The sequence below is a fragment of the Pseudomonas sp. genome (assembly GCF_040514055.1).
Taxonomy (GTDB): Bacteria; Pseudomonadota; Gammaproteobacteria; order Pseudomonadales; family Pseudomonadaceae; genus Aquipseudomonas.
The window spans coordinates 73,980-98,215 of sequence record NZ_JBEVDL010000066.1 but is presented as its reverse complement, the minus strand read 5'-3'; the positions used below and the strand labels follow the sequence as shown (position 1 = coordinate 98,215).

At 64.5% G+C, this 24,236-nt stretch carries 24 protein-coding genes; 8 read left to right on the top strand and 16 right to left on the bottom strand.

What is annotated here, in order from left to right; genetic code table 11:
• Positions 1–75: 75 nt before the first annotated feature.
• A complete protein-coding gene (locus ABWY06_RS16920) occupies positions 76–1,008 on the bottom strand; it encodes a LysR substrate-binding domain-containing protein (RefSeq protein WP_353926737.1) in 933 nt (310 codons plus the stop codon).
• Between the two features lie 118 nt (positions 1,009–1,126).
• Here ABWY06_RS16920 and ABWY06_RS16915 point away from each other — a divergent pair, with 118 nt between their 5' ends.
• Positions 1,127–2,071, top strand: coding sequence for a TauD/TfdA family dioxygenase (locus tag ABWY06_RS16915; RefSeq protein WP_353926736.1), 945 nt, complete (start codon positions 1,127–1,129; stop codon positions 2,069–2,071).
• Entirely contained in the window at positions 2,072–2,677 is a 606-nt protein-coding gene (locus ABWY06_RS16910; RefSeq protein ID WP_353926735.1) for a LysE family translocator, read from the top strand.
• 157 nt (positions 2,678–2,834) lie between these two features.
• Here ABWY06_RS16910 and ABWY06_RS16905 read toward each other — a convergent pair whose 3' ends face one another.
• Together ABWY06_RS16905 and ABWY06_RS16900 are read right to left on the bottom strand one after the other, a co-directional pair.
• A complete protein-coding gene (locus ABWY06_RS16905; protein ID WP_353926734.1) occupies positions 2,835–3,056 on the bottom strand; it encodes a hypothetical protein in 222 nt (73 codons plus the stop codon).
• Between the two features lie 193 nt (positions 3,057–3,249).
• Entirely contained in the window at positions 3,250–3,846 is a 597-nt protein-coding gene (locus ABWY06_RS16900) for a hypothetical protein (protein WP_353926733.1), read from the bottom strand.
• 312 nt (positions 3,847–4,158) lie between these two features.
• Here ABWY06_RS16900 and ABWY06_RS16895 point away from each other — a divergent pair, with 312 nt between their 5' ends.
• Together ABWY06_RS16895 and ABWY06_RS16890 are read left to right on the top strand one after the other, a co-directional pair.
• Complete coding sequence (locus ABWY06_RS16895; protein WP_353926732.1) at positions 4,159–6,108, top strand: DNA topoisomerase III; 1,950 nt, start codon at positions 4,159–4,161, stop codon at positions 6,106–6,108.
• 107 nt (positions 6,109–6,215) lie between these two features.
• Complete coding sequence (locus ABWY06_RS16890) at positions 6,216–6,557, top strand: FKBP-type peptidyl-prolyl cis-trans isomerase (RefSeq protein ID WP_353926731.1); 342 nt, start codon at positions 6,216–6,218, stop codon at positions 6,555–6,557.
• A gap of 252 nt (positions 6,558–6,809) precedes the next feature.
• Here ABWY06_RS16890 and ABWY06_RS16885 read toward each other — a convergent pair whose 3' ends face one another.
• From ABWY06_RS16885 to ABWY06_RS16835, 11 genes are all read right to left on the bottom strand, one after another.
• Positions 6,810–7,382 (bottom strand): DUF4952 domain-containing protein, encoded by a 573-nt coding sequence (locus ABWY06_RS16885; protein WP_353926730.1) that lies wholly within the window; start codon positions 7,380–7,382, stop codon positions 6,810–6,812.
• A complete protein-coding gene (locus ABWY06_RS16880) occupies positions 7,337–9,058 on the bottom strand; it encodes a bifunctional protein-serine/threonine kinase/phosphatase (RefSeq protein ID WP_353926729.1) in 1,722 nt (573 codons plus the stop codon). The genes ABWY06_RS16885 and ABWY06_RS16880 overlap by 46 nt, the downstream gene beginning before the upstream one ends.
• A 24-nt stretch (positions 9,059–9,082) precedes the next feature.
• Positions 9,083–9,895 (bottom strand): formate/nitrite transporter family protein, encoded by an 813-nt coding sequence (locus ABWY06_RS16875; RefSeq protein WP_353926728.1) that lies wholly within the window; start codon positions 9,893–9,895, stop codon positions 9,083–9,085.
• A 111-nt stretch (positions 9,896–10,006) separates the two neighbouring features.
• Complete coding sequence (gene nirD, locus ABWY06_RS16870) at positions 10,007–10,393, bottom strand: nitrite reductase small subunit NirD (RefSeq protein ID WP_353926727.1); 387 nt, start codon at positions 10,391–10,393, stop codon at positions 10,007–10,009.
• Positions 10,393–12,951, bottom strand: a complete 2,559-nt coding sequence (gene nirB / locus ABWY06_RS16865) for a nitrite reductase large subunit NirB (RefSeq protein WP_353926726.1) — start codon at positions 12,949–12,951, stop codon at positions 10,393–10,395. Before nirB ends, nirD begins: the two co-directional genes overlap by 1 nt.
• 587 nt (positions 12,952–13,538) lie before the next feature.
• Entirely contained in the window at positions 13,539–13,967 is a 429-nt protein-coding gene (locus ABWY06_RS16860) for a hypothetical protein (RefSeq protein WP_353926725.1), read from the bottom strand.
• A gap of 58 nt (positions 13,968–14,025) precedes the next feature.
• Positions 14,026–14,352: a hypothetical protein gene (locus ABWY06_RS16855; RefSeq protein WP_353926724.1), complete on the bottom strand. Its 327-nt coding sequence runs from the start codon at positions 14,350–14,352 to the stop codon at positions 14,026–14,028.
• A complete protein-coding gene (locus ABWY06_RS16850; RefSeq protein WP_353926723.1) occupies positions 14,352–14,813 on the bottom strand; it encodes a hypothetical protein in 462 nt (153 codons plus the stop codon). Before ABWY06_RS16850 ends, ABWY06_RS16855 begins: the two co-directional genes overlap by 1 nt.
• Before the next feature lie 200 nt (positions 14,814–15,013).
• Entirely contained in the window at positions 15,014–15,742 is a 729-nt protein-coding gene (locus ABWY06_RS16845; protein WP_353926722.1) for a hypothetical protein, read from the bottom strand.
• A 567-nt stretch (positions 15,743–16,309) separates the two neighbouring features.
• Positions 16,310–16,744, bottom strand: coding sequence for a hypothetical protein (locus ABWY06_RS16840; protein ID WP_353926721.1), 435 nt, complete (start codon positions 16,742–16,744; stop codon positions 16,310–16,312).
• A 225-nt stretch (positions 16,745–16,969) separates the two neighbouring features.
• Positions 16,970–17,866: a LysR family transcriptional regulator gene (locus tag ABWY06_RS16835; protein WP_353926720.1), complete on the bottom strand. Its 897-nt coding sequence runs from the start codon at positions 17,864–17,866 to the stop codon at positions 16,970–16,972.
• Between the two features lie 120 nt (positions 17,867–17,986).
• On the opposite strand from ABWY06_RS16835, the gene ABWY06_RS16830 reads away from it, so the two are divergent.
• The 3 genes from ABWY06_RS16830 (at position 17,987) to ABWY06_RS16820 (ending at position 22,088) form a co-directional block, all read left to right on the top strand.
• Positions 17,987–19,468 carry an MFS transporter gene (locus tag ABWY06_RS16830; RefSeq protein ID WP_353926719.1) on the top strand — a complete coding sequence of 494 codons (1,482 nt, stop codon included), beginning with the start codon at positions 17,987–17,989 and terminating at the stop codon, positions 19,466–19,468.
• Entirely contained in the window at positions 19,461–20,927 is a 1,467-nt protein-coding gene (locus tag ABWY06_RS16825) for an alginate export family protein (RefSeq protein ID WP_353926718.1), read from the top strand. The genes ABWY06_RS16830 and ABWY06_RS16825 overlap by 8 nt, the downstream gene beginning before the upstream one ends.
• Before the next feature lie 183 nt (positions 20,928–21,110).
• Positions 21,111–22,088 (top strand): beta propeller repeat protein, encoded by a 978-nt coding sequence (locus ABWY06_RS16820; protein WP_353926717.1) that lies wholly within the window; start codon positions 21,111–21,113, stop codon positions 22,086–22,088.
• A gap of 186 nt (positions 22,089–22,274) precedes the next feature.
• Here the strand turns inward: ABWY06_RS16820 and ABWY06_RS16815 are convergent, their stop codons facing one another.
• On the bottom strand, positions 22,275–22,922 hold the full coding sequence (locus tag ABWY06_RS16815; protein ID WP_353926716.1) for a TetR/AcrR family transcriptional regulator: 648 nt from the start codon (positions 22,920–22,922) through the stop codon (positions 22,275–22,277).
• Between the two features lie 93 nt (positions 22,923–23,015).
• On the opposite strand from ABWY06_RS16815, the gene ABWY06_RS16810 reads away from it, so the two are divergent.
• Complete coding sequence (locus ABWY06_RS16810; protein WP_353926715.1) at positions 23,016–23,630, top strand: NAD(P)H-dependent oxidoreductase; 615 nt, start codon at positions 23,016–23,018, stop codon at positions 23,628–23,630.
• A 151-nt stretch (positions 23,631–23,781) separates the two neighbouring features.
• Here ABWY06_RS16810 and ABWY06_RS16805 read toward each other — a convergent pair whose 3' ends face one another.
• Positions 23,782–24,213: a cupin domain-containing protein gene (locus ABWY06_RS16805; protein WP_353926714.1), complete on the bottom strand. Its 432-nt coding sequence runs from the start codon at positions 24,211–24,213 to the stop codon at positions 23,782–23,784.
• Positions 24,214–24,236: the final 23 nt, after the last annotated feature.

The following is a 24,236-nucleotide window of genomic DNA, read 5'->3' as shown; positions in this document are numbered from 1 at the left end:
AGTGGAGCCGTGTGGCAGCGCACGTTTATTGGCCGAATATCGTCCGCGTGATGACTTCGCCGGCACGCGCCCCGTTCAGGCCCGCAGCGGCGTCAGCAGGCGCACTTCGGGCCAGGCGATGTTGGCCGCCTCGGCCAGCAGGAACTGGCCCAGTTTGTGGCAGGCGGCGCTTTTGCGGTGGTTGTTCGGCCAGACCAGGAAATAACTGTCGCCGGTGGCCACGGCGCTGGGAAAGGGAAACATCAGCCGGGCACTGTCGATGTCATCGGCGACCATGGCCAGATCGCCCATGGCGATGCCGTACCCCTGCACTGCCGCGCAGATGCCCAGTTCGAGGGTGTCGAACACCTTGCCGGTGGCCAGCAGGCGAGGATCCAGGCTACCTGTCGCCTGTAGCCAGCGTCGCCAATCGCGGCGGTCGGGGGAGGGGTGAATCAGCTCGGCCTGGTCCAGGCGATCGAGCCGGGGCATGGCCGTCTGGGCCAGTGCGGGCGAACAGATGGGGATCAGCCACTCGTCGAAGAGCTTGAGGCTGTGCCAGTCCGCCGGAAAGGCACCGTCGCTCAACAGCACGGCGCAATCGTAGGGTTCCTTGCCGAACACCACGTTATCAATATCCATCCAGGCACTGGTCAGCTTGATCTCCAGGTCGCGGTTTTCAAAGTGAAAGCGTGACAAGCGTGGCAGCAGCCAGCGCATGGTGAGGGTCGAGGGGGCTTTCAGGCGCAGGGCATGACCGTCGGACATCAGCGTCGAACAGGCCAGTTTGATGGTGCTGAAACCGTCGCTCAGGCCCTGGGCCAGCAAGCGCCCGGCGTCGGTCAACTCGATGCGGGGGCCTTTGCGGATAAACAGCCGGCAGTTGAAATCTTGCTCGAGGGTACGGATATGGCGGCTGATCGCACTTTGGGTTACCGCCAGTTCATCGGCGGCGTGGGTGAACGAACCGTGGCGCGCGGCGACTTCGAAGGCACGCAAGGCGTAGAGCGGGGGCAGGCGCTGGTCCATCAGATCACCTTAATCATGAGTATTAATCATAGTAGAACTTACGTTTTTCCTTTTTTCAAGACGCCTCGCTTAATTCAAAGTGCCGAAAATCAAGGAGTCACTGAAAAGGAATGTCAGTGTGAACGTAGTAGAACTGTCCTTCGCCGAGCGCTATCAGCTAGCTAAACTCATGGCTGAAACCACCACCGAATACACCGAGCAGGATTTCCGACCCTACCTGGCGCGGTGCCTGGGCGAGGGGGGGCAGTTGCCGGAGCGCCTGGTGAGCGCCCTGGCCACCCTCAGCCAGCCGCACCTCAACGAAGGGTTTCTGTTGATCCGTAACCTGCCGCTGCCGGACATGGGCTTCACGCCGCTTAGTCGCAGGAAAACCATCAGCGACAGTGGCCTGAACCGCACCAAGCACCTCAAGACCTTGATCAACAGCCAGATCGGCATCGTCTACACCTTCGACTCGAAACAAAACCAGGATCACGTAGAGAGCATTTTCCCGATTCGCGAGGACGCCAACCGACAGATCAACTCCAACAGTGATTTTCTCGAATGGCATGTGGAGGATGGCTTTCACCCCTTGCGGGCGGACTTCGTCAGTCTGCTGTGCTTGCGTGGCGATCCCGATGCATTCACTTACATCTGCCCGATGAGTTATGTCGACTTGGCCGACGACGTGCTCGACACACTGACCCAGCCGCGCTACTTGATCCAGGTGGATGACACCTTCAACCAGATGGTTGCCCGTCTCCAGTTCAAGACTTCGGTGTTCGATTCATCGCAGCGTAACGAAGTGGTCTACGACCCGTCCTATATGAGCTGCCTCGATCCCGAGGCCGAGCGGGCGTTTCGCCTGTTGGGTGAGCAGATCCAGGCCAAGCACCTGGCCATTGCCCTCAAGGCCGGCGACATGCTGATCTTCGACAACAAGAAGGTGGTCCATGCGCGCAGTCCCTATTCACCGCGCTACGACGGTACGGATCGCTGGCTGTTGCGCTCCTTGATGCTGGACAGCGTCAAGGACGCCTCGCTGCTCGGGACGTCGCTGCTCGCCAACTCGGGGGTGAGCTGAGTGGAGCTGGCCATCTGGTTCACTTTCCTGTTGTCGATCATGGCGTTGATTGCTTTCCCGGGCCCTTCGGCCATCCTGGTGGTGCAAACCGCCCGGGTCCACGGGGTGCCCGCGGCTTTCAGCGCGATCGCCGGCGGCTGCGTGGCGGCTGTGCTGCTGTTGCTGGCGGCGCTCGTCGGGCTGGCCCAGTTGGCACCCGAGGGCTTGCTGGAGGGACTGAAAGTCTGCGGTGGGTTCTACCTGGTCTACCTCGGCGTGACCAGCCTGAAACAGCGGCCGGCCGACGTGTTGGTTCAGACGGGCAGTCGGCGCTTTTTCACCCGGGCGTTCTTTACCGGCATCAGCAACCCCAAGGACATCATCTACTTCACCACCTTTCTCAGCCTGTTCATTCCGAAAAACCCGCATCTGGGTGTTTTTGTCCTGGTGATCGGCACCTGGGTGGTGGTCGATAGCGCGATCATGGCCTGTTATGCCCTGTTTGCCAGTCGCCAGAACCTGCCAGGTGCCCGTTACCTGAACACCGCCTGTGCCCTGGTGCTGGTCATGGTTGGCAGCGGCTTTCTGTTAAGTTTGGCCTCCCGCGGCCTGGCCTGGCTATTCTGACCCGCGCCGCAGCAGCCTCTTTGCAGGAGGCCAGGGCCGGGGCCGAACAGGCCCTCCCGCGCCCGGCCCCCTGGCTGATCCGGGCATCGCGAACCGCTGCGCCGCACTCGAAATCGAAAGTGAAGGGCGCAGTTGGGGCAGAAGCGAGAGGTTTGGGTTAGGCCGCGAAAATCTCGATATCGCTAACCCTCAGGTCCTCCAGGAACGCGTCGAGGGTGGGTGCCGCGGGTGTGTCGGCGATCAGGTCCTGGGCCGGCGCGCGGACGTGATGAACGCGCGCGAGGATAAGGCGTTTGACCTCGTCGTCGCTGCGTGCCGAGCCGCGCAGGAACAGGGCCCTAGGTTGGCCGGCGTGGCGGTAGCTGACGAGCTGGACCATGGTGGTTCCCATTTTTTCCGTTGTGCGTCTAGCTGTTGTCCGCGTCGGCCGGTTTTAGTTCCGCTGCCCCGCGCCGCCGTGTAGGAGGCCCGCCTTCGGGCCGAAACGGGGGTGGGGCCTGGGCTCCCCATCGGCGCGGAGGGCGCCTCCCACGGGCATACCTCCCACAGGTTCGCCTCATGGCAGTCGCGCCTTAGCGGATCGGCAGGTCCACCACCACGGCGTAGTGCTTGCGGTCTCCGTAGCCACCGATCAGGCGTGCACTCACCTCAAAACGCGAGGCACTGGTGATGGCGCGGCTTTCCAGCAGGCGCAGGTAGAAACGGGCATCATCGTCGGACAGCTGGCCCACACGCGTCGTTTCGATATACACCTTGCAGCCATTGCGGTCCTCGGCATTATTCGGATCACGCACTATGGTTGCGGTCAGCGGGCCGTCCTCGTAGCCGCGGCCGAGGCTTTTATCGACGCGGCGCAGTTGGTTCTGGTGACGTACTTCATCGATGACCAGGAAATCGAACCGCCCCGGCCCCGGCAAACGCCCGTTCACCGACGGCAGTTCACCACGGGGTGCCTGGGGCGCCACGCCATTACGTTTATCGATCCAGTCCCTCGCCAGGCTGACCAGCCGCAGCACCTGCACCTCTACGGGTTTCAGCGCGGTGCGGACCTGTTCGGCCCTGGCCTGGAGCTTCTCCACGCTACCGCCGCCCTCGGTCATCCAGAAAATAAAGCCGACCGCCAGGGCGGCGAGGACCACGAAAATGCCCAGAAATGTGAGGATATGCATGCGGCCTCCCAGGCTCATCAGCGGTACAGGAATTCGGCTCAACGCCGCTCGGGGCGCGACTTTAGCAGGCCATGCCGGCGAACGACGGGACCTGCCGCACAACCCGCCATGCCCCGGTCTGGTCGGACGTGGCGCACCCACGCCGCGAGGCCGACTATGCGGCAGCCCATAGTCATAGGTCGGACGGCCGTCAATCCCGGATTTAGAGCGATTCTGGTGGGTTTAACTGTATATGTGTACAGTTTTTTGTTGCCTGATGGGCGCTGAGTAGCCATGCTAGGTGAATCTCGACAGCAACTTTCGATGGCGGCCATGCGGCTCTTTCTTTGCGAAAAACCTTCCCAAGCCAAGGACATCGCCAAGGTGCTCGGCGCCAGCCGGCGCGGCGACGGCTGCTGGCTGGGTAGTGGAGTGACGGTGACCTGGTGCATCGGGCACCTGCTCGAGACGGCGCCGCCGGATGCCTACGACCCGCGGTACAAGCGTTGGGTGTTGGCCGACCTGCCGATTGTGCCCGAGCGCTGGAAGATGCTGGTCAAACCGCGCACGGCGGCGCAGTTCAAGGCGGTCAAGCGCTTGCTCGGCGAGGCGGGGGAGCTGGTCATCGCCACCGACGCCGATCGCGAAGGCGAGATGATCGCCCGCGAGTTGCTCGACCACTGCCGTTACCGCGGTCCGGTGCAACGGCTGTGGCTGTCGGCCTTGGACGATGCCTCGATCCGCAAGGCCCTGGCGGCGCTCAAACCGGGTGCAGAGACGTTCAGCCTCTACCACTCCGCGCTTGGCCGCTCCCGCGCCGACTGGCTGATCGGCATGAACATGAGCCGGCTGTTCACCTTGCTGGGGCGTCAGTCGGGCTATCAAGGCGTGCTACCGGTGGGGCGGGTACAGACGCCGACCTTGCGTCTGGTGGTGGACCGCGATCGCAGCATCGCGGCCTTCGTGCCCGTTGCCTATTGGGCTATCGATGTCACGCTGCTGGCCTCGGGAACGGCCTTCACGGCCCAGTGGCGAGGCCCGGAAGACGCCTGCGACGAGCAGGGCCGCTGCCTGAACCCGGCGCTGGCGCAACAGGCGGCGACAGCCATGGCGGCTGCCGCCAGCGCCCGGGTGCTGAAGGTGCGCACCGAACGGGTACGCGAAGCGCCGCCGCTGCTGTTCGACCTGGGTACCCTGCAGGAAATCTGTTCCAAGAAGCTTGGCCTCGGCGCCCAGGAAACCCTGGACATCGCCCAGGCGCTCTACGAAACCCACAAGGTCATCACCTACCCGCGCAGCGACTGCGGCTACCTGCCCCTGAGCCAGCACGGCGAGGCGCCGCAGGTGCTGGCGGCCCTCGGGCGCGCTGACCCGGGCCTGGCCGGGCTGATGCCACATCTTCAAGCGCAGCGGCGTTCGCGGGCCTGGAACGACGCCAAGGTCAGTGCCCACCACGGCATCATCCCGACCGCGGCGGCGGTCGACCTGAATCGCCTGGTGGGCCGGCAGTTGGCGGTGTACAGCCTGATCCGCGCCCGTTACCTGGCGCAGTTCCTGCCCAACCACGAATACGACCGCACCCAGGCCGACTTCGACTGCGCCGGGCAAGCGTTGCGCGCCACGGGCAAGGTCATAGTCGAGCCGGGTTGGCGTCGGGCGCTGCCCGAGGCCGTGGGGCCGACCAAGGGCCGCGAGGCCGTGCCGGCGCAGTGCTTGCCGGCCCTGGTGGACGGCCAGGACTGCGGCGTCGGGGAGGTGCTGCTCAAGGACCTGTGGACCCAGCCGCCCAAACCCTACACCGAGGGCGATCTGATCAAGGCGATGAAAAATGTCGCCAAGCTGGTGGACGATCCGCGCCTCAAGCAAAAACTCAAGGACACCACCGGTATCGGCACCGAGGCGACCCGTGCCGGGATTATCCAGGGCTTGCTCGACCGCGGTTACCTGTTCAAGCAGGGCAAGGCCCTGGGCGCGACCCCGGCGGCCTGCAGCCTGATCGATGCCGTGCCAAGGGCCATCGCCGACCCGGGCACCACCGCCATCTGGGAGCAGGCGCTGGATATGGTGCAGAGTGGTGAAATGAGCCTGGACGACTTCGTCGCCAAACAGACCGCCTGGATGAGCAAGCAGGTGCAGCGCTGCCAGGGCATGAGCCTGACCATCAGCGGTCCGGCGACCCCGGCCGGCCGCGCGGGCGCGCCCTGGAAAAAAAAGCGCAAGAGCACGGCGCGCAAGACCGCGCCCGCCAAGGCCCCCGTGGCCAAACCGAGCCGCGGCGCCTGAGCCTGTTTACGGTCACCGGAACGGGTAGCGGTTGCCAGCCGCGGGATTTCCTGAGAAAAGGCTGCACCGGCCCGGCACCAGCGGCCACCGACTGATACGAGGCGGCAATGAGCGACGAACTGCAGGTAGTGGACCTTCAATTGGGCGACGGCAAGGTGGTGGTCAAGGGCGCCCTGATCACCACGCACTACCGCGGCACCCTGGAGGACGGCACGCTGTTCGATTCGTCCCATGGCCGTGGCAAGCCGTTCCAATGCGTCATCGGCACCGGCCGGGTGATCAAGGGCTGGGACCAGGGCCTGATGGGCATGCGTGTCGGCGGCCGTCGCCAACTCTTTGTGCCGGCGCGCCTGGCCTATGGCGAGCGACAGATGGGCGAGCATATCAAGCCGCATTCCAACCTGGTTTTCGAGATCGAGCTATTGGAAGTCCTGACCCGCGACGACTGAGTTGATCCTCGGGTTCGCGGGGGCACCGACCGATCGTCCGCGGGGCTGAACCCTGCCGGTTGGGCCGGCTCGAACCTCTGCACCCAGAGGACTTGATGATGAGCACAGCCACCCGCGTTTTCTCTACCCGCGCCGCCAACGATGACAGCTTTGCCCCTGCCGACCGGCCGAGTTCGCCGTCATCGACTCGGGCGCCCAAGCAAAAGTCGACCAGGACCGATCGGCCGCGTAAACCCTAGGATCCTCTTCCGCTCAGGGATCTTCGAGGTCAAGGATCAGCGTGACATAGAACCACGGAATGGCGCCCCACTGGTTGCGTTCCCTGATCAGCGTTTCTTCGGACGCCATGCTCACCTGATACGGCCGCTCCTGCGGCCCAGGCAAGCTGCCGCGAAACTGACCATCATCCCTGGGGAAGGCGTGCCAGCCGCAACAGGCAAAGCGCAGGGGGGGTAACTGGGCGTCACGCACCAGTTGGTGCTCGACCTGTTCGGCCTGGGCGCCGCGTACCCGGTAGGTGGCGATCAGCGCCCGCAGTTGCGCGTCGTGGCCTGCGCTGCATTCGATAAACTCCAGACCCGGCGGTTTTTGGCCAAGCGCTTGCAAAAAGTCAGCGCAGACGGGCTCAGCCGTGGCGCTACCCGACAGCAGCCACAGGCCAAGGGACAGGAGCGATAACCAAAAGGGCTTCAGGGGGGATGCCTCGCCAAGGATAGCCAGCCGCAAGCATACCGCAGGGTCTCTGCCCCGGGCCGATACTGCGTGCGCTTTCCACCGCCTCAGCGCGCCAACAACACCACGATGACCGCAGCCAGCACCACGCACAGGCCCTTCCAGAACAGCAATGGATTGCGCTCCAGCAGAGGCGCGCGGGTCTTGTTGAGAAAGGCCTGGTTCGGTTGGCGCAACTCGAAGACGAACTCCGACAATTCCCCGTAGCGCTTGAGTGGGTTGACGTGCACGGCTTTCTTCAGCACGTCGTCGATCCAGGCCGGCAGGGCCCGCCGGGCATCGCGCAACGGCTGATAGTCCAGCCGCTGCTGGGCGGCCTGGGTTCGGGTTCTGGCCACTTCGGCGCCATAGGGCAACTGGCCCGAGAGCATCTGGTAGGCGATCACCCCCAAGGAAAAATAATCCGAGCGTGGCGTGCCGCTTTCGCCGAGAAAGTACTCCGGCGCGCTGTACTGCGCGGTGCCCAGCAGCTCGCAGTCTGCGGAGCTCCCGGCCATCTCCACCAGCCCGGCGACCCGGGTCGAGCCAAAGTCGATGATCTTCAGCGTACCGTTGCGGTCGATCAGGATATTGTCCGGTCGCAGGTCCTGGTGCAGCATTTCCAGGCGATGGAAGGCCTGCAGGCCACGGGCGATCTGCTCGACCATGGCGCGCACGGTTTCCAGCTCGGGGTGCGGGTGGTCGACCATCCATTGGCTGAGAGTCTGGCCCTCGATATATTCGCTGACGCTGTACAGGTAACTGCGCTGGCGGGTCAGCGGCAAGGCCTTGAGCACATGGGCGCTGTCGAGGCGCCGGGCGATCCATTCCTCGGCGAGGAAGCGCTCCAGATAGGCCGCGTCGTCTTGCCGGTCGATGGACGGCGTCTTGAGCACCAGGGTTTGTCCGCTGGCCTCGTCCAGCGCCAGGTAGACGTGGCTGCGGCTGCTGGCATGCAACGTCCGGAGGATGCGGTAGCCGTCGATCAGCTTACGGGCATCCAGCGGCGGTGGCAGCGGCAGTGCCTGGACCTGCCGGTGCAGCTCATCCACCTGCACCGCGGGCAGGCTGTCGACCCGCAGGATCTGCAGGGTCAGGTTGTCGCTGCTGCCCTGGTCGTAGGCCTGCATCACGATACGTCGGGCGGCGCCGTCCAGGTCATCGCCGAGGGCGTCCAGGGTCGCGCCGATAAAGGCGTCGCTGGCGTGTTCGTAGACCCCGTCGGTGGCCAGAAGAAAGATATCGCCGGGCTCGACCGGCAGCGCCTGGTAGTCGATTTCCAGCTGCGAATCGATGCCCAGGGCCCGGCCCAGGTAACTCTTGTCCTGGGCGATCCAGATCCGATGGTCCTGGGTCAGTTGCTCCAACTGGCCCGCGCGCCAGCGGTAGATCCGGGTGTCGCCGACATGAAACAGGTAGGCCGTGCAGGCCTTGAGCACCAGGGCGCTGAAGGTGCACACGTAGCCACGGTCCCTGTCGAAGCGATACTGGCTGCGTTGTGTCTGCGCATGCAACCAGGCGTTGGTCGCCACCAGCACCCGTTGCGCGGACTTTTTCACTGACCAGGCGTCGCTGGTGCAGAAGTAGTCTTCCAGGAAACCCTTGACCGCGGTTTCGCTGGCGATCTGGCTGACATCGCTGCTGCTGATGCCGTCGGCCAGGGCCAGGGCGATGCCCTTGGCGCTCAATTGCGGCTCTTTCGGCAGGTAAACGCCGTGGAAGTCCTGGTTAAGCGCCTTGCGGCCCTTGTCCGAAAATTGCCCCAGCGAGACGCTCAACCGAGTGGCCATGGTGTTCCGTTAGACGCGCGGCGTTCAGTTAAACGAGCGCTTGGGCGCGGTGCGCACATGGGTGGTGTAGAGCGTCAGGCCGGTGAAGGCCAGGCCGCCCACCAGGTTGCCCAAGGCGGTGGGGATCTCGTTCCAGAGCATGTAGTCCATGACCGAGAAGTCGCCGCCCATGATCATCGCCGCCGGGAACAGGAACATGTTCACCACCGAATGCTCGAAGCCCATGAAAAAGAACAGCATGATCGGCATCCACATGGCGATGGTCTTGCCGCTGACAGTGGTGGAGATCATCGCGCCGACCACGCCCATGGACACCATCCAGTTGCACAGCATGCCGCGCAGGAAGATGGTGAACCAGCCGGCCGCGCCGTACTGGGCGTAACCCAGGGTACGGGCTTCGCCTATGCCGGAGAGTTTTTCACCGATCGGCCCCGGTTCCGTGGAAAACCCCATGGTGAAGACGAAGGCCATCATAAAGGCCACCAGCAGTGCGCCGCCGAAGTTACCCGCGAACACCAGGCCCCAGTTGCGCAGTACGCCGCCCACTGTCACGCCCGGGCGCTTGTCGAGCAGGGCCAGCGGGGTGAGGACGAACACCCCGGTGAGCAGGTCGAAGCCCATCAGGTAGAGCATGATGAAACCCACGGGGAACATCACGGCACCGAGCAGCGGCGAGCCGCTCTGCACCGTAACGGTCACGGCGAACACAGCGGCCAAGGCCAGGATCGCACCGGCCATAAAGGCGCGAATCAGGGTGTCGCGGGTCGACATAAAGATCTTCGACTCGCCGGCGTCCACCATCTTGGTGACGAATTCCGCAGGGACCAGATAGGACATAAGGATTCTCAGTGTCAGGCAGGCAACAAGGGGCCGCCCGGATGCGAAGGGGCAGCCGGGTAACCGTATGGCACAAGGTGAGCCCACACCCGTGTGGGGCGCGGGCAGGTGTCAGGCGACTACGCCGATCTCCACGGCATCGCCATTGAGCCGCACCGGCCAGACGCGCAGGCGCTGCTCGGGGTACTCCAGGCAGCTGCCGTCTTCCAGGCGGAAATGCTGTTTGTACAGCGGCGAGGCGATGACCAGGTCGCCCTTGAGGTGCCCGACCAGGCCACGGCCGATCACGTTGGCCCCCGATTTGGGGTCGCGGTTGTCGGTGGCGTAGAGCTTTTCACCCTCTGCAGTGTGTGGCAGGTGGAAGAGCGCGACCTGCGCGCCCTCGAACCAGGCCACCACCCCGGAGTTGGCCACCAGGTCTGCCCGTTTGCACAGGGGGCGCCAGGCGGCTGGCGCGGCTGGGCGGGATGCGGCACGCACAACGTTTGATTGGCTCATCAGAGCACCTCCTCGGTTACGGGAATCAGGTGGAGTTCGCCGGCGTGCACCGGCCGGCGCTGGCCGCGCTCCTTGACGAAGTGAATGTCCGGGTCGCCGCGGCCGTCATTGACGAAGGTACGGAAACGCTTGAGCTTCTCCGGGTCCTTGAGGGCATTGGCCCATTCGCACTCGTAGCGGTCGACCACCAGCTGCATCTGCGCCTCCAGCTCGGCGGCCAGGCCCAGGCTGTCGTCGAGGATCACCGCCTTGAGGTAGTCCAGGCCGCCTTCCAGGCTTTCGCGCCAGACCGAGGTGCGTTGCAGCTTGTCGGCGGTGCGCACGTAGAACATCAGGAAACGGTCGATGGTGCGGATCAGCGTGGCGTCGTCCAGGTCGGTGGCGAACAGCTCGGCGTGGCGCGGGCGCATGCCGCCGTTGCCGCTGACATAGAGGTTCCAGCCGTTCTCGGTGGCGATTACGCCAATGTCCTTGCTCTGCGCCTCGGCGCACTCACGGGTGCAGCCGGAGACGCCGAACTTGATCTTGTGCGGTGCGCGCAGGCCCTTGTAGCGGTCCTCCAGGGTCAGCGCCATCTGCACGCTGTCCTGCACGCCGTAGCGGCACCAGGTGCTGCCGACGCAGGACTTCACCGTGCGCAGCGACTTGCCGTAGGCGTGGCCGGTTTCGAAACCGGCATCGATCAGCTCGCTCCAGATGTCCGGCAGCTGGTGCAGCTGGGCGCCGAACAGGTCGATGCGTTGGCCGCCGGTGACCTTGGTGTAGAGGTCGTATTTTTTCGCCACCACGCCCAGGGCGATCAGCTTGTCCGGGGTGATTTCGCCACCGGCGATGCGCGGCACCACCGAGTAGGTACCGTTCTTCTGCATATTGGCCATAAAGGTGTCGTTGGTGTCCTGCAGGGCCACCAGCGACGGGTCGGTGATCGAACGGTTCCAGCACGAGGCCAGGATCGAGCCCACCGCCGGTTTGCAGATATCGCAGCCGGTGTGGCCGCGGCCGTGCTTGCTCAGCAACGCCTCGAAACTGACCAGGCCTTCGACCCGCACCAGGGCGTACAGCTCCTGGCGGGTATAGGCGAAGTGTTCGCACAGGCTCTTGTCGACCGCCACGCCGCGGGCACTCAGTTCGTGCTCGAAGACCTGCTTGAGCAAGGCGCTGCAGCCGCCACAGCCGGTGCCGGCCTTGGTTTGGGCCTTGAGCTCGCCGAGGTCGGTGACACCGGCCTCGACCTTGCAGCACACCGCGCCCTTGCTGACGTTATGGCAGGAGCAGATGGTCGCGCTGTCCGGCAGGGCGTCGGCGCCCAGGCTGGGCGCACCGCCGCTGGCCGGCAGGATCAGCCCCGAGGGGTCGGCGGGCAGGGCGATGCCGTTCTGTGCGTATTGCAGCAGGGTATCGTAGTAGCTGTTGTCGCCGATCAGCACCGCGCCGAGCACCTGCTTGCCGTCGGGCGAGACCACCAGGCGCCGGTAGCTGGCGTTGGCTTCGTCGATAAAGCGGTAGCTCTTGGCGCCCGGGGTGGTGGCCTGGGCGTCGCCGATCGAGCCGACATCGACGCCCAGCAGCTTGAGCTTGGTCGACATGTCGGCGCCGCCGAACGGCTGGTGCGTGCTGCCTGTCAGCAAGGCCGCCACGTTGCGCGCCATGCTGTAGCCGGGGGCGACCAGGCCGAAGATCATACCGCCCCACGAGGCGCACTCGCCGATGGCGAAGATGTCCGGGTCGCTGGTGCGGTAGTCGTTGTCGATCACCACCCCGCCGCGTGCGGCGATCTCCAGGCCGGCGCTGCGACCGAGGGCATCCTGGGGACGGATCCCGGCGGAAAACACGATCAGGTCGGTCTCGAGGAACTCGCCGTCGTTGAAGTTCATTCGGTAGGCGTAGTCCTCGCCCGGGACGATGTCCTGGGTGGCGCGTGCCAGGTGCACGCCCACGCCCAGGGCCTCGATCCGTGCCCGCAGGGCGGCACCGCCCTCGGCGTCCAGCTGCACCGGCATCAGCCGCGGAGCGAACTCGACCACATGGGCTTCCAGGCCCAGTGACTTGAGCGCGTTGGCCGCTTCCAGGCCGAGCAGGCCGCCGCCGACCACCACGCCACGGCGGGCGTTGGCCGCGGCCGCGCGGATGCCGTCAAGGTCGTCGAGGGTGCGGTAGACCAGGCGCGAATGACCTTCGGCGCCCGGGATGGGCGGCACGAACGGGTAGGAACCGGTGGCCAGCACCAGGCGGTCGTAGGCATAACGGCCATTGCCGGTCACCACTTCCTTACGCGCACGGTCGATTTCCAGCACCGCCTCGCCCAGGTGCAGCTGCACGCCGTGGCGCCCATACAGATCGGCTTCGCAAAGGGCCAGGGACTCGGCATCGCGGCCGCCGAAGTACTCGGAGAGGTGCACCCGATCGTAGGCGCGTTGGCGCTCTTCGCCGAACACATGCACCTGGTAGCGGGCCAGTGCGCCCTGCTCGATCAGCTGCTCGACACAGTGATGGCCGACCATGCCGTTGCCGATGACGATCAGTGTTTCGCTTTTGATCGGGGTGACGATAGCGTTCATAGCCTTTCCTCAGTCGGAGCCGCTGCTGGGGCATGGCCAGCAAAAAAACAGAAACAAAAAAAACGCCTGGAGCCGTCTAGCAGCTCCAGGCGCCTTTGCCTGGTGTTGAGCAGAATCTGGAGGTGAAGGCCTGGGCCGCGCTGCCCGGTTCACCTGTCCCGCGCCTGGTCAGGCGGGTGGTCGGCGGTGACCACGCGGGAAGTCCTGCCGCGCAAGTCGGCAGGAGACAACAGGGAGTTAGCAGGTTGCATGCCAGTCTTGCCGCAGGCCGTCGCTACAGGGCTCCGGCCGCTCGCCAGCGCCCGTTGCAGGGGGGCTGCGGGGCGGTTGGTGGGCGTGCAGTGGGTGCCAGCCACGTCCCACCACGGGCCCAGCCGGCGGCCCGGCACTGAACCAGAAGGGTGCGGATAGCCCATGGGGTCCCTTTTTTAGGGCAAACATCCCCTGGGGCTGAAGTGAGGCGAGGGGCAAGAGCGGCAGCGGCGTTGGCTTGGCGTGCGTGATCAGCGGGTAGATAGCGGGCGCGCCGCGGGCCACCCCCTCTCCCGGCGGGAGAGGGTTGGGGTGAGGGCGTTGCTTTTGTGGAGTTAGAGCGGGTAGTACGGGTCATCTTCGATCGAGGAACGCGGGGCCCCATCCCCGGCCAGTAGCGCTGCAATCGAACTCTCCGTGCGTTTGCCATCGAGCAGCCATTCCACACGCCACTCGGTCAGACGCTCGCCTTTTTCATGGCTGTACTGGAGGGGTTCGGGTTCGTTGATCCATTCCAACTGGCGAACCAGCACCAGCGGGTCTTCCGCGCCAGGCGTGGTCTTGGCGAAGTCGAGTGCCTGGGCGTAGGTGGCGAAGGCGTGGTAGTAGACATCGCCCGCATGCAGGTCCGGCGAGCCCCAGGCCGGGCGACACCAGACCCGGTACTCCAGCACCTCGTCATAAAAGTGGCCGCCACCGGACTTGGTCTGGGCGGGGTATTCGCCAACCCGAGATGGATCGATGGCGTCGGGGTAGCGGCTCATAGTGTCCTCGGCAGGGAGTGGGGCTGGCGCCTCGAGTGACGTGGTCGCCCGGCAGGCGCTACTGCCCCAGATTATAAATGGGCAGGTACATGGCATAAATATACAGGGGGGTCAGCAGCCCCAGGCCACCGACACCGATCAATACCACCGCGGTCGCCCGTTGGGTAGGTTGCGGCCAGCACAGCCAGGCGCCGATCACCGCGGCGGACAGCAGCCAAAGACCCTGGGTGTAGTAGATAAAAAACCGGGTCAGCAGTGGCAGCTCGGCGTGGAACGCCTCGAAAACGCTGCGAAATTGAGGCGCGGTCAGCAGCGGAATTACCGCTGCGACTACGGCGCAGATAAGGCCCACGGCCAGTGCCAGTTTTTCTCGAGTGGACGTCATTATTGCCTCGTTGGGGCGGCTGGGCGGTGCGTCAGGTAGGTTTCGGCCGGAATATTCAGGAGGCTCAGGCCCAGTTTGGCATCTACAAGCGAGCCACCGGCATTCAGGGCGTTATTGATGGTTGCCACTGTGGCGCTTCGATCGGTCACGGTCTGGAAGACCGAGCGCGGGCCGTGGTGAAAAATATGCTGCGCCGCCTGCACGGCAAACGCAAAAATGGGCTCGTCGCGCAGAGGGATTTCAACCCAATTGTCCAGGGCATCCTTGACTGAAAAGGTCGTGGGCAACTGCAGTTTGTCACCGCCGGCGATATGCGCCGCGAGGATCAGACCAAAGCCTTCCGGAATCACATCCAACAGGCGCTGGGCCAGGCCGGGCTGACCGGCGAGCGCGAGCATGGACTGTTCCATCTGCTGATCGCCGATCGCCGGGTTGCCCAGTAGCTGGATGGCCGCGTGCACCAGTTCGTCGTTGATATCGCTCATGGCGCCAACCGGGATTGAAAAAGGAGAGGGTAGGTAAGCGGCCTATTGAACCTGAGCGCGCGCTGCGGTAACAGTGCCTTTTGATCCCCGCTTCGGCCCGGGGGCGGGCCTCCCACAGGCGCGAAGCGTGGCCGGGGTCAGTCGTAGGGCGGGCGTTGCCCGCGAGTCATCCTGGCTTATTGACCGTAGAACCGACTTTCGGCCCCTGCGTAACCGCGGTCAGTGACCACGGCCACTCCCGAATGCATGCCAATCCAGAACTGGTTTCCGATCCGCACCAAGCTGTTCGGTGCAAAGCGTTCCCAGGGCGCGTTATGTACCAGTATGCGCATGGTGGGCGTTTTATCGGCATGATCTATGCTAACCAAACCATCATAGGTCAATATATATATTGCTTGTTCGCTTGTCGTAACAGTGATGGGTGCCGAAGGCAGTAGGGTCACGGTTTCAAGTGTGGGTCGGGTTTCTATGTTTTTCAGGGTGTACAGTGTCCCATTGTTTGCGCCCATGTGCGCCAGTCCACTAAGGATATAAATGGCGTCCTGATATTGAAATATAGTGACGATATTTTCATTCGACAGAATCACGGGAATTTGATCGGGCCCCGTCAAGCTCAGCTGACCGCCCCATTCACCGCGATTGATACCCTCCAAACGATAGCCATTCATAGTAAAGCTGACTGGCTCTTCGGCAACCGCATGTTTAGGACGTGCGGCAATCTGTAAACCATCGCCAGACTTGATCACGCTGTAAGAGTTGAACTTATCAAACCGACTGCCCGTTATGCCGCCTGTTGGCGGCGCTTTTAGCGTCAGGTTATTGGCCAGCAGTTGGTCTTCGACAGCGCCGGCGCATAAGTTCGAGCAGAACATGCAGGAAAATATAAGCGTTAATATCTTGTTCATGGGTTAGCCTGGGCTGGGAATGTTCGGCATTTGTAGGGGGTGATGGTTTTGAGAGCGCTCCTAAGTGCGCCTGGTAAGAGCGCAAGTGCAAAGGATATAGAATTACTTCAAGAGCCGCCTTGGTTTGTTATGGGTCGTTGCTCTTCCGTCTCGCGTAAAGACGGTGGCCTGCCGCCAGGGGTATCTGCCGCACGCATGCGCCTGGTCGTGAGCCAACGTCTGGGGGCCGTCGTTGGTGTTGTACAGGGACTGCTTTCAGCGGTCACAAACGCACTCGCCGGCGAAGAGGAACGTTTCTTTATCCGTGGCGCAAAGAGCACGCTTCGGCCCGGGGGCGGGCCTCCCACAGGCGCGAAGCGTGGCCGGGGTCAGTCGTAGGGCGTGCGTTGCCCGCGAGTCGCCCTGGCTTATTGACCGTAGAACCAACTTTCGGCCCCTGCGTAACCGCGGTCAGTGACCACGGCCACTCCCGAATGCATGCCAATCCAGAGCTGGTTCCCGATCCGCACCCGGCTCGTTCCATCGGGGTCAGTACCTCTGCAGCATATGTAGGACGTATCTGGCGGGTCAGTCCTGGTGGGTCAGCTCGAAACGATGATCAGCAAACAGCCGGAAGCTCGACGCCGGCATCTGTGCGAGGTTGACCCGTAGTTCGCCCGCGAGCTGTGGATCCAACTGATCAGAGGTCCAGGCGTCAATACAATCGAGCGCCTGACCTGTGCTGACGATCGAGGTAAAGGCGGCATGGATCTGCAGGGTCGCCTCCAGCTCGTCTGGCTCCTCCGGCCACCAGTCCTCCGGGCCGGCGAAACCGAGATGCGTGCTGCCGCGGCCGAGGTGCCGGAAGGCACAGCTGCAGCCATCCCGCGAGCCCAGAAACCACCGGTTTGGATACCTCAAGAAAGACTCCTCGGGTATCTGCGGCATCTCCCGTGAAAATTGCAGCAAGTGGCTATTTAGCGGGGTCAGGTCCCGGTCCGAGGTGGTACTGATGATGGTCATGTAACACATGGAGAAACCTGCTATCCGTGCCCAGTGAGCGCGCCCTTGACCAAGGAGCCACTGATTCGGCCCGGGTATTTGCCAGGCTACTTTAACCTTTGTGGGTAAATTTCACTAAGCGGGTATCGGTTGGTCGGGTGAGTCGCAGATCGCTACACCGGCCTGGTCGCTTTGGGACCCAGGGCAGTGGGTGATCACTGCCTGTGCTTACACGAGCTGCGGCGGTCAACCTTCCTCCGCGCAAACCTCCCGCACCAGACCGCGCAGCCAGCGGTGCGCCGGGTCGGCCTGGGACCGTGGGTGCCAGAGCAGGGAGACGGAGAACTCCGCCGTCGCCACCGGCAGCGGGAAACTGAACAGGCCGGCGCGCTGCAGGCCGGTGTGCCGTTCGGGCACGCTGGCGATCAGGTCGCTGGCGCGGGCCAGGGCCAGGGCGCTGGAAAAACTGCCGACCAGGGTGGCGATCTCGCGCTCCAGGCCCAGGGGACTCAGTGCCTGGTCGATCGCGCCCCTGACCTGGCCGCGGCGCGGTACCCCAATATGCCGGCCCGCCGCATAACGTTCCACGGTCAGCGCCCCTTGGCTCAGGGGATGGCCCATCCGCACCACACCGATAAAACGGTCGCGGAACAAGGCCTGGGTGCGCAGCTCCGGCCCCAGGCTGCTGACCACCACACCCGTCTCCAGGTCGACCGTGCCGTCGCGCAGGGCGTTGTCGTCCTGGTCGGGCTTGGGCATGAAATACAGCCGCACCCCCGGCGCCTGTTCGGCGACCCGGGCGATCAGCGAAGGGCCGAAGTTTTCCACAAAGCCTTCACGGCTGCGCAGGGTAAAGGTGCGCGACAGCTGGCCGAGGTCCACCAGCTGACTTGGCCGCAGCAGCGCCTGGGCGTCGTCCACCAGTTGCCCGACCCGTTCGCGCAATTCCAGTGCCCGCGGGGTCGGCACCAGGCCACGCCCGGCCCGCACCAGCAGCGGGTCGCCGGTGGTCTCGCGCAGCCGTGCCAGGGCCCGGCTCATCGCCGAGGGGCTCAGGTGCAGACGCTGCGCCGCGCGCGTCACGCTGCCTTCGGCGAGCAGCACGTCCAGGGTGATCAGCAGGTTCAGGTCAGGTGGCGTCATGGGCCGAAACTAGCATGCTTGGTCGGGCGTTTGTTGCACTAATACACTGCAAGCGTTGCGTCTTCCGCCTTGTCAGGTCGCGCCATAGGCTCTTGGCATTCACTGGCCGAGGGCAACACCATGAAAACCATTACGCAGGATCAGGAGGCGACAGGCGCCGGGCAGCCGGCGCCGCCCACGACCTCGACGCGCTGGGCGCTGGCCAGCCTGTGCCTGGCCATGCTGTTGTCGTCGCTGGGCACCAGCATCGCCAATGTCGCCTTGCCGACTCTGGCCCAGGCGTTCGCCGCGTCCTTTCAGCAGGTGCAGTGGGTAGTGCTCGCCTATTTGCTGGCCATTACCGTGCTGATCGTCAGCGTCGGCCGGCTCGGTGATCAGGTCGGTCGCCGGCGCCTGCTGGTCGCGGGAAGCGCGTTGTTCACCCTGGCGTCGGTGGGTTGCGGCCTCGCCCCGACACTGCACTGGCTGATCGCCGCGCGTGTCGCCCAGGGCCTGGGCGCGGCGGTGATGATGGCGCTGACCCTGGCCTTTATCGGTGCCACGGTGCCCAAGGACAAGACCGGCAGCGCCATGGGCCTGCTCGGCACGCTGTCCGCCATCGGCACGGCGCTCGGCCCTTCCCTGGGTGGGCTGCTGATCGCCGAGTGCGGCTGGCGGGCAATTTTTTTGATCAACCTGCCGCTGGGGCTGCTGGCCTTGGCCATGGCCTACCGCTACCTGCCGGCCGACGCTTCGAACCGCCAGGCCGCGCGGGCTGGTTTCGACCCCCTGGGCACGCTGTTGCTGGCGTCGACACTCGCCGCCTACGCCTTGGCCATGACCCTCGGCCGCGGGCAATTTGGCGCGCTTAACCTGGCCCTGCTGCTGGCCGCTGCACTCGGCGCCGGCCTGTTCGTGCGGACCGAGGCGCGGGTGGCGTCGCCGCTGATCCGGCTGGCACTGTTTCGCGACCGGCTGCTGTGCGCGGGCCTGGCCAGCAACCTGCTGGTGGCAACCGTGATGATGGCGACCCTGGTGGTCGGCCCCTTTTACCTGGCGGGCGCACTGGGGCTCGATGCATTTCAGCTGGGCCTGGCCCTGTCGCTCGGCCCCTTGGTCGCCGCGCTGACGGGCGTACCGGCCGGGCGCATAGTCGACCGTTTCGGCAGTCAGCCGGTCCTGCTCGCCGGGCTGCTTGCCCTGCTGCTGGGGGCCCTGGCGGTGGCCTTGCTGCCCAGCCGATTCGGCTTGCCGGCGTACCTTGCCCCGCTGGTGATGATGACCAGCGGCTTTGCGCTGTTCCAGGCGGCCAATAACACGGCGGTCATGCGCGATGTTAGCGCCGACCAGCGCGGCCTGGTCTCGGGCCTGCTCAACCTGTCGCGCAATCTTGGGCTGATCACCGGCGCCTCGCTGATGGGGGCGGTGTTCGCGTTAGCCTCGGCCAGCCTCGATGTCACGCGCGCCACCCCCGACGCACTGGCCGTCGGCCTGCGGATCACCTTTGCCATGGCCGCCGGCTTGGTCCTGCTGGGGCTGATGATCGTCTCGGCCGGTTGGTTGTCTGCCCGCCGCGTGCGGCTGCAAGCGGCGGCAATGCCGGGGGAGCATGATCATGCATAGCGGCTGCAGAGTCGGCATCGGCCTGTGGGTGTTAACGGTTTTGCTGGCGTGTCCGATTGCCCTGGCCGCCGCCAGCCGTTGCGAAGGTACGGCCGCGCCCGGTCTTCACGCGCCCACGCCGGCCGACCCCTACCCGCTGAACGCTGCGGGCTGGGGGCCGGAACTGAGCAATGGCCGAATGGCCAGCCGCTGGGTCGAGGATTGGACTGGCATGCGCGCCGCCGGCGAGGCGCTGCCATTCAAGGCGATGTCGCTGGGTGACGAGACCTCGCTGACCCTTAGCGCCGAAGCGCGCGTGCGTTATGACGCCTTCGACAACGCCCAACTGAGCAGCGGCAATGACTACCAGCAGGGGCTGTTGCGTGGCGTGCTGGGCGCGGACCTGCGTTTCAACCCGCACCTGCGCCTGTATGGCGAGATCGGCACCGGGCAGGTGGCCGGCCGCCGCGACCGTGCCACCGCCAACTTCCAGAATGACGCCTCCTTGCAGCAGTTGTTTGTCGATGCGCGGGGCTACGTTGGCACCAGCCTGGTGGGCGCCATGCTGGGACGCCAGGAGTTCGCCGATGGCCCTCGCCAGCTGATCAGTCTGAGCGATGGGCCCAACCTGCACCGCAGCTGGAACGGCGTGCGCCTTTACGCCCATGGCCGGCAGCTGCGTTTGGGCGCCTACGAACTGCGCGCCACGGGCCTGGAGCCGGACATCTTCGACGAGCGTATCGAGAGCGGCGAACGCCTGCGCGGGCTTAACGCCAGCCTGGGTGTCTCGTCCGGCCATGGACCTAACAGCTACCTCGAACCCTTCTGGATCCACAGCGAGAAACCCGGTTTTCGCTCCGGGGGCCAGCTTGGCCTGGACGAGCGCGACACCCTGGGCATGCGCCTGTGGGGACGGCAAGGCGCGTTGAAGTTCGATTGGACCCTGGCCCAGCAGCGGGGCCGATACGGTGATCGTGATATCGACGCCTGGGGCCTGTTCAGCGTGCATAGCCTGGCGCTGTCCGACCGGGGCTGGCAACCGCGGCTGACCGCCCATGTCGACCTGGCGTCCGGAGGCGCCTATGGGTCAGGCACGCACCGGGGCTTCAATCCGCTCTATGCCAGTTCCAATTACCTGGGCGAGGGCGGCTTCCTTAGCCTGAGCAATCTGCTGATGGTCGCCCCAGGTCTGGCCCTGTCACCCACCTCCAGCACCCAGCTCGCCGTCGAATACGGCTTCGCCCGTCGCCTGGACGAGGACGACGCCGTCTATGCCGGCGGGATGCGCGCTTATGCCGGCACCCAGGCGGTGCAGGGTCGTGGGGTCGGCGGCCTGGGCCGCGTGGCCGCTACCTGGACCGCCAGCCCCAACCTGACCGTGTTGCTCAATGTCGAGCACCTGGATGCGGGTGAAGTGCTGCGACGCGCGGGCCTGCCGTCGGCGGCCTACGCCGCCATCGGCGCGACCTACAGGTATTGAGCACGGACAGCGCTTTGCTCAGGTGGCGCGTGGGCAGGGCGAGCAGGATCAGCCAACCGGCAGCAAGAAACGCTTCGAGAATTGAGAAGACGCGTTGCCAGCACCCCTTGGCCTCACGCCCAGGGAAGAGGCACGATGGGATTGATCGTCGTGCTGGGTGGTTCTGTCAGGAGGCCCTGTTGAGTGAAACTGGATGCAGCTAACTACCGGGAATTGTTTGAAGGCTATCTGCTGGTCGATTGCGTCGTGCGCAGCCCAGAGATTCTGTACTTTATCCTGGAGCAAGCCTGGGATGAGGACATGGATTGGCGGTTAAAGAGCGGATTGCAAACCCGGATCGTCGGCTATTTCGATGAGCCTGGCGATCCCGGCTGGGACAAGGTCGATATGACCGGCATCCACCGGATGCAAGCGGGTGTTTCCTACGTTCCCAAAGAGCAGTTTATCGGTGTCTCGCTCAATGATCAGGTCTATGCCTGGGGCAGCGGCGATGCGGCCCTGGAAGATCAACTCGAAGGGGGGAGGGCGGCGACCGGCCGCGATATCGGCATGCGCGGCGGTGTGAGCAAACTTCGGACCATTGCCGGAACACTGTGGTTGGCGGGCAGCGGCAGGACCGTGGGGCAGCGGCTCGGGCGCAACGCCTGGTTTTGGCATGATGCCATTCCCTACCGATCCCTGATGGATGACGGCGGTTTCCGGGACCTGGATGGCTTCACGCAATCCGATATCTACGCGGTGGGCGGTCAGGGCGATGTCTGGCATTTCGATGGGGCGAACTGGCAGCCGCTAGCTTTCCCCAGCGATATGACCCTGGAGACGGTGTGCTGCGGCGGCGACGGTGAAGTCTATATCGGCGCAGCGTCGGGCACTCTGTTCAAGGGGTGCCACAACCATTGGAAAACCATTGAACACGGCGTGACGCAGCCCTTCCGGGATATGGTCTGGTACCAGGACAGGCTCTGGTGCACGTGCGACCAGGGCGTGTGGACCCTCGAAGGGGACTCGCTGGGCAGGGCGGATATTCCCCATGACGTGCGCGTGTGTGCGGGGCACCTTTCTGTCGGAGCGGGCGCATTGCTGGTGGCGGGTCACGGCGGTGCAGCCCTGCATGACGGCGAGACCTGGCAGCGCTTGATCAATTTTGCCGATTTCAATTAACCGGGCCGTTTCGTTTTCGCCCGTCGTAGCGGCAAAGGCCGATGGACCACCACGGAACTTTGTGCCTGCTCCTGGCCAACCGCGCATCGATGGGCGGGGTGGCAAGTCGCCAAGGGTTTTCGCGGAGGTACTGTTATTCAGTCCACTTCGCGGCCTGTCCGATGCACGGGGCACCGGCATCCTGGGTCAATGATCCCCGGCGGCGCCTGGTGAGCCCTGAGCACTGCGCTGGACCATGGCGACGATAGTCTCGACCAGTTCGTCCTGTGCCTGGTTGGCGGTGATTCCGCCGGTCACGGCGGCATGGGACAGGGCTTCGGCCGCGCCGAGCATGGCCCACAGGCCGGCGGGCGCGATAACGCAGCCGTCGGTGAAGGGCGAGAGCGTGGCCCGGCACTTGTCCATAAAGAGCGCTTGGTGCTCGCGCTTGATTTCTTCGAGCTCCGGTGAACTGGCCAGCGCGGCTATCACGCCGGGTATCTCCTTGCCCTGCTGCAGCACGCAATGGATATACGAGGAGGCGATGACCGTGGCCTTGCTCGGCAAAGTCGATTCGCTGGTCTGCAGCGCGGCATCCATCAGGGTGTGCTGGCGCGCGTCGAATTTCTTATAAAGCGCCGCCAGCAATCCGGGGCGTGTGCCGAAATGGTCGTACACCACCGGTTTGGTGACGCCGGCCTGTTCGGCCAGCCGACCAAGCGTCAAGCCCTCCGTGCCGTCCTCGCGCACCAGCTTCCAGGCGACGTCCAGCAACTGGCGCTGTCGCTCCTCTCGCGATAGTCGCCGCCGCGGTGGGTGGCTGGGGCCTGGTTCGAGTGTTTCACTGCTTGACATGGCTATATACCAAAAGTAACTTACTTTCTGTAACTTAACCACAGTATATCGGGTTTGCTTTCTCGCCCTCCATCCCTCTCAGGGTTTTGCGCTATGCATGTACTTATCGTTGTGGCCCACCACGACCCCCGCTCCTTGACCCACGGCCTTGCTTTGCATGTCGCCGAGGGCTTGTGCCAGGCGGGTCCGGGCAATTCTTATGAAATCGCTGACCTCTCGGCGCAGGGTTTCGATCCAAGGTTCACCGCGGCGGATCACGGGCTTTATCACGGGCAGATGCCAACACCCGCCGATGTTGCCGCCGAGCAGGCACGCATCGACCGCGCCGACGCCCTGGTACTGGTTTTTCCGGTGTACTGGTGGTCGATGCCCGCACTGCTCAAGGGTTGGATCGACCGGGTGTTCGCCAAGGGCTGGGCATTCGACTTCAGCGCGGATTATGCCCTGGTGAAAAAGTTGGGCCGCCTCCCGGTTCATCTGCTCGGTGTCGCGGGTGCCGACCAGGACACCTATGAGCGCCATGGTTATGCCGCGGCCATGAAGACGCAGATCGATCATGGGATTTTCGATTTCTGTGGGGCCCCGGTGCTAACGTCCGAGCTGGTGCTGGAATCGGAAACGCAGGATCCAACGGCCCATTTGAGGGCCGCGCATACCCTGGGACGGCACCTCTTCAGCGCCGCCCACGAGCCGGCAGCCACGGCCTAGATCGCTTCGGCGCGTTCGTGCGGCGGCGCCGCATCCTGGCGCAGTTTGCGCCGCGCTGAGGGGGCGAATCCCTTGACCCGGCCTGCCCTTCAAGGGCTGGGGCGCTGCAGGCTGCCGTTCCATAGCCCTTTCGCGGCAGCGGTCGAGCGGGCTACTGGGCCCCTTCCTTGACCGAGAGGGCTTGCCCCACCACGCCGGTGTAGAACACCACCAGCTTGACCGGCGTGGCACCGAGGTTACGGCCGTTGTGCAGGGTGTCGACCACTTCGGCCAGGGCATCACCGGCCGTTAGCCGGTTCACCTCGCCGGTCTTGAGGTGCACTTCCAGTTCACCTTCCAGGATATAGGCGAATGAAGCGACGGGGTGCGAGTGCCAGCCGGTTTCACCGCCGGGCGCAATTTCGATCAGCATGCCGCTGACCTGCGCCTGGCCCTCGGGGTAGACGAAGGGTTTCCCATTCCAGCTGCTCTCGGTCTTGAGCAGGGGGGTGGCCTTGACCGCGGCGGAATTGTCCAGGGCGAAGGTGACTGGCGTGAACGCCAATGCAAGCGCAAGCAGACTGCAGGACGGAGTGAGCTTCATTGAGGGTTCCCGAGGCGAGAGCG